A 12,325-nucleotide genomic window follows, 5' to 3' on the forward strand; every position below is an offset into this window, starting at 1 on the left:
AGATATCAAAATTTTGAGAATAACATTAATAGCTGTAGGTAAAACCGAAGACAAATATTTAATTGAAGGAATTGAAAAATATCTTTCGAGATTAAAACATTATATCAATTTTAGCATTGTCATAATTCCTGATCTAAAAAACACAAAAAGTCTTTCTGAGGCGCAACAAAAAACTAAAGAAGCAGAATTAATAAGTAAGCAAATTAATCCCACAGATGTGATAGTATTACTTGATGAAAAAGGGAAAAAACATAGTTCCGTTTCATTTTCTGCCTATTTAAATAAACAAATGATTGGAAGCGTACAAAATCTAGTTTTTATAATTGGCGGCCCTTACGGATTTGATGAAACAATTTACAATCGCTCTAACACCAGCGTTTCATTATCAGACATGACATTTTCTCATCAGATGGTAAGGCTATTTTTTGTAGAGCAATTATATAGGGCATTCACAATTTTAAAAAATGAACCTTATCATCATGCATAAATCTCATTTAAAACAGAAATCGTAAATTAAGTGTTAAAATAATAACATTGTGGAAATTTGTACTTTCCAACATCATTAAATAAAAGGAGAAATTATGTTACCAGGAGATTATAAAAGAAAATACAAGTTTAGAACTGATACCACACAGGAGAAAAAATATTTTAACATCGCAATAATTGCCTGTATTATTATTGTAATTCTGTTGTATATTTTCTTCTACTAGTTAAAAAAAAAGCACCAATCTCACGATTAGTGCTTTTATAACAAAGTTTAAAAAACTTAATTAAACACCTTTTTTACTAGTCATACTTGCTTTTTTAGCAGGTGCTGATTTAGCTGTAGGTGCCTTTGCATTAGTTGGTTTTGCTTTTGGAGCAGTAGTTTTAGCTTTCAAATCTGCCTTATCTTCTACTTTTGCACCTTCCGCTTCTGTACCAGGAGCAGCTTCTTTAAACAAAGGCATATCTTTTAAAATATGATACCAAGTCAAAATTTTCTTCATATCAGAAGTGTAAACTTTTTCTTGATCATGACCTGGAGCTACCTCTAAAAAGAAATTCTTTAAAGTTGTTCCATCAGCTTTTGCATCTGGAGCAGTTGCTTTTTTAGCGTCAATATTTGCTAAAACATCAATTAATTTCAATTCCTCATCTTCTCCATATACTGTAATATCTTCTAAAGAAGCTAATTTTGTATTGGCAATGTTGGCAACAATTTTTAATTTTTGTTCATCTAAACTTTCAAGTACATAACCAGATTTGTTCTGTCCTACTAATTTAAATAACCCTGGTCTGCCAGATACGGCAACAATTCCTCTTAAATTCATATATTTTTTGAGATGTGAGATATGAGATATGAGATGTGAGATATTACTTCTCAAATCTACTGTCTCAAATCTAGTGTCTATTTAATCTTCTAAAACTTCAACTGATAAAATTTGATCACCTTGTCTAATGTCATCAACAAGATCTACATTTTCTATCACCTTACCAAAACAAGTGTGGTTACGATCTAAATGGGCAGTATTTGTTCTGCTATGGCAGATAAAAAACTGTGAACCGCCTGTATTTCTACCTGCATGTGCCATAGATAAAACGCCACGATCATGATATTGGTTTTCTCCATCTAACTCACAATCAATTTTATAACCCGGACCACCAGTACCTGGCATACCACTTGCACCATCTTTAGAATTTGGGCAACCGCCTTGAACCATGAAATTAGGAATCACACGGTGAAATCTAATCCCATCATAGAAGCCTTCGCTAGCTAATTTTTTAAAATTGGCAACTGCTTTAGGAGCATCTTTTTCATAGAACTCTACAGTCATATCGCCTTTTTCGGTCTTTATTATTGCTTTACTCATTGTATTATTTCGTTATAAATTTTGATCTGTTATTTATTATATCAGAAGTATTTAAGCTGTAAGCCAAGCCAAAGTAACTTAAAATACTTTATAAATGGCAAATTTAATAAAATCTAACAACTAGCCGTAATAATACCTTATAAAACTTAATAACTTAGCCATATAAAAAGCAATTTTTAACCGTTTATTATTCATAATAAATTTCTTATTGGTCATCAAAAAATATACATTCGTGTAGAGCTATCAATTATGATTTCTAAAAAACTGCTATTGCTTTTCGTGTTTTTCTTTCTTTTTGCTTTTGCAAAAGCATCATCCATTTTAATTTATATGGATGAAGGGCAGAAAAATCATTTGAAGGCTTATGGCATTGCATATTGGAGTATTGCCAAACAAGCTGAGGTAGATTGGCTTTTAAATTACCGAGGCGGCAGTTTTTTAATTAGATACAATAAACAGGTTGAAGATGAGTGCAAAATTCGAGGCGTTTCTTATGAAGTGATTGCTGATGGAAAAGTAACTGGTATTCTTAATGAAATCAACGATCCATCAGTAAATATGGAAATGGTGAAACTAGAGAAAACACCAAAAATTGCAGTTTATTCTCCAAAAAGTAAATTACCTTGGGATGATGCGGTGACTTTAGTTCTAACCTATGCCGAAATACCTTACGAACTGATATACGATGATGATGTTTTAAAAGATAAACTTAGCAAATATGACTGGTTACACTTGCACCATGAAGATTTTACTGGTCAATATGGTAGGTTTTGGGCATCGTTTAGAAACGCGACTTGGTACCGTGAAGATGTAAAATATCAAGAAGATGCTGCAAAGCGAAATGGTTTTAAAAAGGTAAGTGAAATGAAGTTGGCTGTAGCCAAGCGAATAAAAGAGTTTTGTGCTGGTGGAGGATTTCTATTCGCCATGTGCTCTGGAACTGATAGTTTTGATATTGCCCTTGCTGCAGAAGGTGTTGACATAGCTGAAAATATGTTTGATGGCGATGGTACTGATGCCAGTGCACAAGCTAAAATTGATTATGAAAAGGCTGTAGCTTTTAAGGATTTTAGAATAGACATGAACCCCAATAACTATGAATTTTCTGATATAGATGTTACCCAAACCAGAAATTTTATACAGTCAAATGATTATTTTACGTTGTTTGATTTTTCTGCAAAATGGGATTTGGTACCTACGATGCTTACACAAAACCACGACAAAGTTATTAAAGGTTTTATGGGGCAAACTACCGCTTTTAGAAAGAATTTAGTAAAACCAAGCATTACCGTTATGGGAGAAAATAAAGGAGGTGCAGAAGTTAGGTATTTGCACGGAGAAATTGGCAAAGGACAATTCACTTTTTACGGAGGCCATGATCCAGAAGACTACCAACACCAAGTAAATGATCCACCAACAGATTTAAGTCTGCATCCAAACTCACCTGGCTACCGATTGATACTAAATAATGTGCTTTTTCCTGCAGCCAAAAAGAAAACTCAGAAAACTTAGTAAAAGTTCAAATCTTTAGCCGTACTGCTATTATTTGGCTATTTTATGCATGATGCCCTTAATAGCTGCACAAGCTTTTATTAAATAAACGGGATTGAAATGAAAATACTTTTTTGTGCTGTGACCAATCGAATACCCACGCTGTGATAACAAAAAAGATTGTAATGAAAAGCCCGAGTAGCTTTAATTTTTGCAGAAATTAGCTTTTCCAATAGTTAGCAAACTAATCGTAAAAACTCCAACTTAAACCCACACGCATTAAACGATCTGGCATAGGGTATTGCTTTACTGTATAATAACCATTTTGCAACAAACCTTGATTTAAGTACTCATATTTTACAAATAGATTAGCTCTACGCAAGCCTGCTTTTACCCAAACATCTACCACGGGTTTGGCATCTAACTTTTCGTTAATATTGTAAAACTGACTAGCTGCTGGAGAATATGCAGTTGCCAAATAAGGCGTATTGTACCTAAAATCGAAGCCAATTTGTGTTTTTAGGGTTTTAAAAAATGTTTGGTCTTTATAAAAACTGTTAAATGTGTAAACCTCTGGTATGCGCAACACATTGGTATTATCTGTTTTTTGATATACCGCAAAAGCATCAATATGCCAAGAGCCAAAATTGAATTTTTTACCAACGCTTATTTTCAACAAACTAATATCTCCTGTTTCTTGTGTTGGCAAAATACCGTTGGTACCATTGCCAACAAAATACAAGTGATTACTAATTAGATAATAATTAGCAGTTGCATCGAAATTGTACTTATCGTTTAAAAAGCTGAAAGATAAATTGGCTGTTTTTGTCCTTTCAAATCTGTTATCCCAATTGTAATGGTTGCCAAAATAACGGCTAAAAAGTTGCTCAGGAGATTTGTTTTGCAAGTATGCTCCTAAAACAATTCTGCCCACACTTTTGCTTAACAGTAAATTACTTTTAGCCTCATATAAAAAATCGCCGGTGTTTTCTCCCTGAAAAATTTGCTGTAAATCTAAATTGAAGTCAACTTTGTTGCTAAATCTGTATCCCAAATTCCCTAAAAGGGTAATGTTTTGAAAAGAGGTTTCGTAAGAATAAAAATTGGTTGTATCTCTTAAAATACCGAATTGGCCAAACTTGTAAAAATCGTGCCTTATACCTGCATCTATTTTTAGTTCGTTTTTAATAATTGAATTGCCTTTAGCCCTCAGAAAAAAGCTATAAATAAATTCATTCATTACGTGTTTTACGTTCGTAGAATCGTTTGTAAAAACAGTATCTGCAATTCCTCTTGGTAAAACATTAAAAGGATCTGGCTCGTCTTTTTTAAATGAGTAGTCGTTACGGGTATAAGATAAGGTGTAAGTTATTTTATTAGTAGGCAAAATACTTTGTTGTGATGTTAAACCTGTACTATCTATACGACCAACAAAATAGCTTTGTTTTAGCATCCATGAGTTTTTACGCCAAAGCTGGCGGGCATTGTTTAGACGAACAGGTTCAGCAAGCTTATCTACCAGTAAACTGCCATTAGCATTAAATATACTATCATTTACTGGCGAACCATTTTCTTCGGCCTTCATGGTGTTAAACACACCATCTAACCACAAGGTATAACGTTTATTTGGCGATTGATACCAAGTGAAAACTGCCGCATTTAAATCATCGCCACGTTGATGCGTATAAGCTCCATTCGCTCCAATTCTATTAAAATTGGCTCCAACATTCCAATTTTTTGTGATGTTTTGTGAATGGGTTAATTTTAGAATTTGCTCCTTATCGCCTGCATTTACGTAATACAAATTTGTATATGGAGAACGAGCTCTGTAGAATTTAACATCCTCGTGGTTAAGCACATAATAATCTAATGCATGAAAACCCGCATTAAAACCTATGGTTTTTACAGGCTCGAAAAGCAGAGGCCTTGCTGCCAAACCCAAAACACCAGTACCAGCTGTGGGGGTACGCGGTTGTGCGATAACACTAAAATTTTGTATCCCAGTTAAACCAGTATCAATTGGTAAAGTTTGTATGCTATCTTTTGTTAATTTATGGGTAGTGTAACGAACAAATTTAGAGTTGAAAACTACAGAATCTCTGCCCGACTCTTCTTTTTTCCTCAACGAATCTAATTCAGCATTTTTAGTAACTTCCGTTTTTAAATCTTGCGCTAAGGCATTATTAACAACAAAAAACAAACAACAAGAAAGAAGAAATACAATTACTTTTGGCATTATAAACTTGATATAAGCTGACTTAAAATTTTTGTCATTTTTGGTTCTGCAATGGCAGCGGTTTCTAAAATCTCATCTAAGTTAAAAGGTTGTAAATCTTCCGGAAAACCTTCATCTGTTAATACCGAGATTGCAAACACTGGCAAACCAGCGTGGTTTGCTACAATAACTTCCGGAACGGTGCTCATACCAACTGCATCGCCACCAATAATGCGCAAGTATTTATATTCTGCTTTTGTTTCAAGGTTTGGCCCAGTTACCGCCACATAAACTCCCTGATGGCAAGTTATATTTTCTGCTTTAGCTATTTTTAATCCTTCAGCAATTAAGCTTTTTTGATAAGGTTGGCTCATGTCTGGAAAACGAGGACCTAACTCAGAATCATTTAGGCCACGAAGCGGGCTTTCTGGTTGTAAGTTGATATGATCTCCAATTATCATTAAATCGCCTTTTTTAAAATCAGGATTTAATGAACCCGCAGCATTAGAAACAAATAAATTTTTAATGCCTAAAGCTTTTAAAACTCTAACCGGAAAAGTAATTTGTTGCATCGAGTATCCCTCGTAATAATGCAAACGACCTTGCATAGCCACTACTCTTTTACCTTTTAAAGTGCCAAAAATTAATTTGCCCGAATGAAATTCTAATGTTGATATTGGAAAATTTGGAATGCTTGAGTACATAATGCTATGCTCAATTTCTATTTCCTTAACCAATCCGCCAAGTCCAGTTCCTAAAACAATACCAACTTCAGGCTCAAATGAGCCTATTTTTTTCTTTAAATATTCAACTGATTCTTTTAGTACTTGCAACATAGTCTAATATATTTTTATCAAAGGTAAATTTATCTTTTGGCGCCAACTCTATTTCTATTGGCAAATAGTATATCGGCAAATTTAACAGTAAATCTATTAACTTGTTGCCTAATAAACGCTGGCTGTCTTTTTCCGTTGTTACAATTATCTTTTTCTTAGCAGGATGATTGTTAAACGCATTAATTAACTTATTTATATCTTCACTACTAAAATTATGATGATCTGGATATTCAAACTGCTCTATAGTGTTAGAATACTTACTTAAATAAGTAAATAAAGGCTTTGGGTTAGCAATACCAGTAAACATAAATATGGCATCTGCAGCTAGCTCTACCTTTATATCATGATTAATAAGGTGTGTTAAATTACCATATTTAATGCCTGAGAAAGATATTCTTTGATCAATTCTTGTATCAATTTTTTTTCGGACTTCAATTTGATCAACCATATTTAAAGGCAAGGGTGCTTTGGTAACCAATACCGCTTCTGCCCTATTGTAATTTCTCCAAGGTTCTCTTAAATTACCCATTGGCAATAGAAACTGTGCTTTTTTTACGCTCGCATAATCAAACAATAGTAAATTAAACCCGGCTTTAACAGCCCTATGTTGGTAAGCATCATCTAACAAAATCACATCATGATTTGATTTTAATTGATTGATACCAAAAACCCGATCTTCGCAAACGGCTACAGTTACATTGTTAAACTTTCGGTAATACTGCATCGGCTCATCTCCAATACTTTCTGCAGTAGCATTTTCATCAGCCAATAAAAAACCTTTCGTTTTACGCCCGTATCCTCTACTCAAAATAGCTATTTTATAATCGCTAAGCAGGCGCACTAGGTATTCTGTAGTGGGCGTTTTACCTGCACCACCAACAACCAAATTACCAATGCAAATAACAGGTAAATCAAACTTAGTCGATTTAAAAATTTGCCAATCATATAGTTTATTCCTTAGCAGGATAATTAAACCATAAACAAAAGCTATCGGAAACAATAAAAGGCGTAAAAACTTAATCATGTTGGCTTCCAAAAATAAGGATAATAGTTAATATGGCAATTTGAGTATAGCAAATAAAATAACACCATTATTACCGGCAATTTACTGTGCCCATAAATTAAAAACTTATATTTGTGCAAACAAGAATTTAATTTATGCTTAAAGGATTTTTTAACGTACCAGCACCTGTTAACGAAACTATTTTAGGTTACGCACCAGGCAGCAAAGAACGAGAATTATTAAAAGAAGCATTGGCTGATGGTCGCTCTAAAGTGATTGATATTCCAATGTATATTGGTGGCGAAGAAGTTTTTACCGAAGATAAAGGAAAAGTTACTCCTCCACATGATCATCAACATTTATTAGCCAATTACAGCAAAGGGAATAAAAACCATGTTACAATGGCTATTGATGCTGCCTTAGCTGCAAAAGCCGATTGGGAAAATTTAGCATGGGAACACAGAGCAGCAATTTTCTTAAAAGCTGCAGATTTAATTGCGGGTCCTTACCGTTATAAATTGAACGCTGCAACTATGCTTGGGCAAAGTAAAAATGCTTACCAAGCAGAAATAGATGCCGCATGTGAATTGATAGATTTCTTGCGTTTTAACGTAAGTTACATGACAGAAATTTACAAACAACAACCGCCAGTTTCTCCAAGAGGTAGCTGGAACAGAGTTGAGCAACGTCCGTTAGAAGGTTTTGTTTTTGCATTAACTCCGTTTAACTTTACTGCTATTGCTGGTAATTTGCCAACATCGGCTGCTATGATGGGTAATGTTGTTGTTTGGAAACCAGCAAACACACAAATTTATGCTGCCAATGTATTAATGCAAATTTTTCGCGAAGCGGGATTACCTGATGGTGTTATAAATTTGGTTTATGTATCTGGACCAGATGCTGGTGATGTAATTTTCTCTCACCCAGATTTTGCAGGGATCCACTTTACAGGTTCAACTGGTGTATTTCAGGATATCTGGAAAACGATTGGCAATAATATTCATAAATACAAAACCTACCCGCGTATTGTAGGTGAAACTGGCGGTAAAGATTTTATATTAATACACGGTTCTGCAAACCCAGAGGTTTCTAGCACAGCAATTATTCGTGGTGCTTTCGAATATCAAGGTCAAAAATGTTCTGCTGCAAGTAGAGTATATATTGCAAAAAGCGTTTGGCCAGAAATTAAAAAACTAATGCTTCGTGATTTGGCTACATTTAAAATGGGCGGAACAGAAGACTTTAGCAACTTTATTAATGCCGTTATTGATGAAAAATCTTTTAACAGCTTAGCAAAATACATTGATGCTGCCAAAAAAGATAAAGGTGTAGAAATTATTGCAGGTGGAAATTACGATAACAGCAAAGGCTATTTTATTGAGCCTACAGTTTTAGTGGTTGATGATCCTAAATACACCACCATGTGCGAAGAATTATTTGGCCCTGTGTTAACTATTTTTGTGTATGATGATGAAGATTTTGATCAAACTTTAGACATTATTGATAGCACTTCGATTTATGCATTAACTGGTGCAGTAATTGGCCAAGATAGATATGCTTTAGAAAAAGCTACACACAAATTACGCAATGCAGCTGGTAACTTTTACATTAATGATAAATGTACTGGAGCAGTTGTTGGTCAGCAGCCATTTGGTGGCGCAAGAGGTAGTGGTACAAACGATAAAGCAGGTTCGATGATTAATTTATTACGTTGGGTTTCTCCTCGTACCATTAAAGAAACATTTGATCCGCCAAAAGATTACCGTTATCCTTTTTTAGCTGAATAATTTTGCTAAAAATATTAAGAGGCTGTATCAGAATTGATTTTAAAGATAGAAAGGCAGAATAATATTTTGTGCGGTCGTCATTCCCGTGAAAACGGGAATCGTAATGCTATAAGAGGGTAATTATCATCCCACCATCAAGCGCATTACGATGCCCAGTCAAGCTGAGCATGACGAAACTAGCAAATTTAATTCTTTTTAAATTTTTGAATTTTTAATTCTGATACAGCCACTTTTTTATGCGTTTTGCTATTTGAAACACCAAACGTTGTGATATAAACCCAATTGTAGCGAGCATGAGCCGCCTCGGCGGAGAGTAAAGCGAAAAGTGGGGCAACAGCACCTATAAAAAACTGACATTCGTTTTCAAAAAAAAATCCCAAACCTAAGCTTGGGATTTATATGAATTGAGTATAATCTAAATACTTACTTTAAAAGCGGGAGAAACATCTTCTAAGCCATGGCTACTTACTTTTAAGTCTTTAATAATTCCTGTTTTTAAACTATAAACCCACGCATGTATAGAAAGTTCTTGTCCGTTTGCCCAAGCATTTTGTACAATTGAGGTATTCATAACATTTGCAGCACCTTCTATGGCGTTTAGCTCTACCAATCGGTTAGATTTTTGCTCTGGGTCTTTAATAGTTGCCATTTCACGCTCGTGCATGCGATAAACATCGCGAATGTTTCTTAACCAATTATCGATAATACCAACCTGTTTATTGCCCAAAGCAGCATTTACACCCCCGCAGCCATAATGACCACACACTATAACGTGTTTTACTTTTAACACATTTACCGAATAATCTAACACACTCAGCATATTCATATCTGTATGTACAACTACATTGGCAATATTTCTGTGTACAAAAATATCACCAGGCATGGTGTTAGTAATTTGGTTTGCCGGTACACGGCTATCAGAGCAACCTATCCATAAAACTGGTGGGTTTTGCCCTTCAGATAATTTATTAAAATATTCTGGATCTGTTGAATTCATATCATCTACCCAATCTAAATTACCTTGTAATAAAGAAGCGTATGATATATCTTGAGTTTCTATTGTTTTTGCGCACATAATTTTTTACTTGTTAATTTCTTCTGCAATTTTTGCATTTAACTTTGGCACAACATAATGGCTTTTTATGTTTTCTAAAGTTACAATAATACCTTTGGTAAAGGCATTGTGTTTATAATTAAAAATGGTTTCCAATACATCCGGATCTATGTATCTTGAGTTAGACCCGTCGATAATTACATTGGTTTCTTTGGGTATGTTGGTTAGCAATACTTGTATACTAGCTTTGTTTAAAAATGATACTTCTTCAGCCAATTTAATTCTAATGTTCTTTTTATTGCCCTCTTCTTGTACACGGTAAAAAAACGGATTACGCATATTTGTACGCAACAAGTAGAAAATTGAAACTGCCATACCTATACCAACACCTTTTAATAAATCTGTTAGCAACACAGCAATAATGGTAACTACAAAAGGCACAAATTGGTCCCAACCTTTATGGTACATGTGTTTAAACAAAGCTATACGAGTTAATTTATAACCAGTTACCAATAATATGGCTGCTAAACAGGCATAAGGTATTAAATTGATAATTTTCGGAATGAACAATACCGATAACAATAGCAATGTACCATGAAAAATAGCTGACATTTTTGTTCTACCACCAGAGTTAACATTTGCAGAACTACGTACAATTACCGATGTCATTGGTAAACCACCTAGCATACCACTAACTATATTACCAGTTCCTTGAGCAATAAGCTCTCTATTAGTTGGCGACACACGTTTAATCGGGTCAATTTTATCAACTGCTTCGATACTTAACAACGTTTCTAAACTGGCTACAACCGCAATGGTTACGGCTACCATGTATACTTTAGGATTAGCCAATGCGCTAAAATCTGGCAGTTTAAAAAGTCCAAAAAACTCAGATGGACTACTTACAACCGGAATAGCTACTAATTGATCAGTACGCAATGCTTCAGCACCGCCGTTAAATAAGAGTGCACCAAAAACCCCTATTATAACAACAATTAACGGTGCTGGCACTACGCTTAATTTTCTAAATTTTGGCCAGATAATTAAAACAGCAATAGACAAAACGCTTATTGTTAATGCAGCAACGCTTAAGTGATTTACTGCAGCCCCAATTGCCGAAAATGTGTTTTCGTGATCTTGCTGAAAGAAACCTTCATCGCCAAAAAAATCAGTATCTACACCTAAAGCATGTGGCAATTGTTTTAAAATTAATGTTAAACCAATTGCCGCCAACATCCCTTCTATTACACTTGAAGGAAAATAGTTACCAATGGTACCTGCTTTTATAATACCCAAAATAACTTGCATTACACCAGCTACAATAACCGCGACTAAAAAAATTTGAAAACCACCTAATTCTGTTATCGAATTAAGTACAATAACGGTTAAACCGGCAGCTGGCCCACTAACGCTAAGTTGCGAGCCACTAATAGATGCTACAACTATACCGCCAACCACACCTGCAATTAAACCTGCAAATAGTGGTGCTCCAGATGCTAAAGCAATACCTAAACATAAAGGTAATGCCACTAAAAACACTACAATACTAGCAGGTATGTCTTTCTTTAAATTCTTTTTTAATAAATATTTTTTAAAACCGAACTGAGTTGAGTTCGAATTTTCATTTCCCATAACAATTACCTAATAACCTATAAAATCTTAAAACCTAAATCGCCCTGCATAAAATTATTATACATAAAAAGGCGAAGCGAGATGAACTAAGAAAAGTTTGGTGGCGGTGTGGGTACTGATGGATGATAGGGATCTACGTATCTCCGAGAATGTTCTATGAAACTATTGGTTACACCGTAATCTATTTCAAGCGGAACATAAGATAAATCGAAACGAGGAAACAGCTGCTTATACTCTACAAACTTTAAGCTTGTTTTTTGTGTATCATCGCCATTGTTTTCTACTTCTAGCTGCATAATAACAGCGTTCATTAAGCTTTTATCGAGATGGGTAAAAATTACTGGCGCTCCAGAAATAACCATTTTTGTAGCGAATACACCCATAAAGGCAATTGCAATCAATAAACGGTATTTTCTTAGCAACATATTTAATTTTCCGTAGTTCAATGTTCTAA

At 34.5% G+C, this 12,325-nt stretch carries 11 protein-coding genes; 3 read left to right on the plus strand and 8 right to left on the minus strand.

Going from position 1 to position 12,325, the window contains the following annotated elements:
- Positions 1–13: 13 nt before the first annotated feature.
- A complete protein-coding gene (gene rlmH, locus AC07XU_RS01425; protein WP_494941843.1) occupies positions 14–487 on the plus strand; it encodes a 23S rRNA (pseudouridine(1915)-N(3))-methyltransferase RlmH in 474 nt (157 codons plus the stop codon).
- 283 nt (positions 488–770) lie between these two features.
- Here the strand turns inward: rlmH and AC07XU_RS01430 are convergent, their stop codons facing one another.
- Complete coding sequence (locus AC07XU_RS01430; RefSeq protein WP_494941844.1) at positions 771–1,313, minus strand: DUF5606 family protein; 543 nt, start codon at positions 1,311–1,313, stop codon at positions 771–773.
- Positions 1,314–1,394: 81 nt separating this feature from the next.
- On the minus strand, positions 1,395–1,853 hold the full coding sequence (locus AC07XU_RS01435) for a peptidylprolyl isomerase (RefSeq protein ID WP_494941845.1): 459 nt from the start codon (positions 1,851–1,853) through the stop codon (positions 1,395–1,397).
- Positions 1,854–2,183: 330 nt separating this feature from the next.
- Between AC07XU_RS01435 and AC07XU_RS01440 the strand changes: the two genes are divergently transcribed.
- Positions 2,184–3,365, plus strand: coding sequence for an asparagine synthetase B (locus tag AC07XU_RS01440; RefSeq protein ID WP_494942986.1), 1,182 nt, complete (start codon positions 2,184–2,186; stop codon positions 3,363–3,365).
- A 223-nt stretch (positions 3,366–3,588) separates the two neighbouring features.
- Here AC07XU_RS01440 and AC07XU_RS01445 read toward each other — a convergent pair whose 3' ends face one another.
- From AC07XU_RS01445 to lpxK, 3 genes are read right to left on the minus strand one after another with little or no spacing between them, the layout of a single operon-like run.
- Positions 3,589–5,580: a putative porin gene (locus tag AC07XU_RS01445; protein WP_494941846.1), complete on the minus strand. Its 1,992-nt coding sequence runs from the start codon at positions 5,578–5,580 to the stop codon at positions 3,589–3,591.
- Complete coding sequence (locus AC07XU_RS01450) at positions 5,580–6,395, minus strand: purine-nucleoside phosphorylase (RefSeq protein WP_494941847.1); 816 nt, start codon at positions 6,393–6,395, stop codon at positions 5,580–5,582. The genes AC07XU_RS01445 and AC07XU_RS01450 overlap by 1 nt, the downstream gene beginning before the upstream one ends.
- The gene (gene lpxK / locus AC07XU_RS01455; protein ID WP_494941848.1) at positions 6,367–7,419 is read right to left on the minus strand and encodes a tetraacyldisaccharide 4'-kinase; all 1,053 of its coding nucleotides are present in this window, start codon (positions 7,417–7,419) and stop codon (positions 6,367–6,369) included. Before lpxK ends, AC07XU_RS01450 begins: the two co-directional genes overlap by 29 nt.
- Positions 7,420–7,553: 134 nt before the next feature.
- Between lpxK and pruA the strand changes: the two genes are divergently transcribed.
- Positions 7,554–9,185 carry an L-glutamate gamma-semialdehyde dehydrogenase gene (gene pruA, locus AC07XU_RS01460; RefSeq protein WP_494941849.1) on the plus strand — a complete coding sequence of 544 codons (1,632 nt, stop codon included), beginning with the start codon at positions 7,554–7,556 and terminating at the stop codon, positions 9,183–9,185.
- A 415-nt stretch (positions 9,186–9,600) separates the two neighbouring features.
- Here the strand turns inward: pruA and AC07XU_RS01465 are convergent, their stop codons facing one another.
- From AC07XU_RS01465 to AC07XU_RS01475, 3 genes are all read right to left on the minus strand, one after another.
- Positions 9,601–10,260: a carbonic anhydrase gene (locus AC07XU_RS01465; protein WP_494941850.1), complete on the minus strand. Its 660-nt coding sequence runs from the start codon at positions 10,258–10,260 to the stop codon at positions 9,601–9,603.
- A gap of 6 nt (positions 10,261–10,266) precedes the next feature.
- Positions 10,267–11,871 (minus strand): SulP family inorganic anion transporter, encoded by a 1,605-nt coding sequence (locus AC07XU_RS01470; protein WP_494941851.1) that lies wholly within the window; start codon positions 11,869–11,871, stop codon positions 10,267–10,269.
- A gap of 86 nt (positions 11,872–11,957) precedes the next feature.
- Positions 11,958–12,296 (minus strand): hypothetical protein, encoded by a 339-nt coding sequence (locus AC07XU_RS01475; protein WP_494941852.1) that lies wholly within the window; start codon positions 12,294–12,296, stop codon positions 11,958–11,960.
- Positions 12,297–12,325 lie beyond the last annotated feature (29 nt).

The organism is Pedobacter sp. GW456-11-11-14-TSB4 (genome assembly GCF_059424425.1).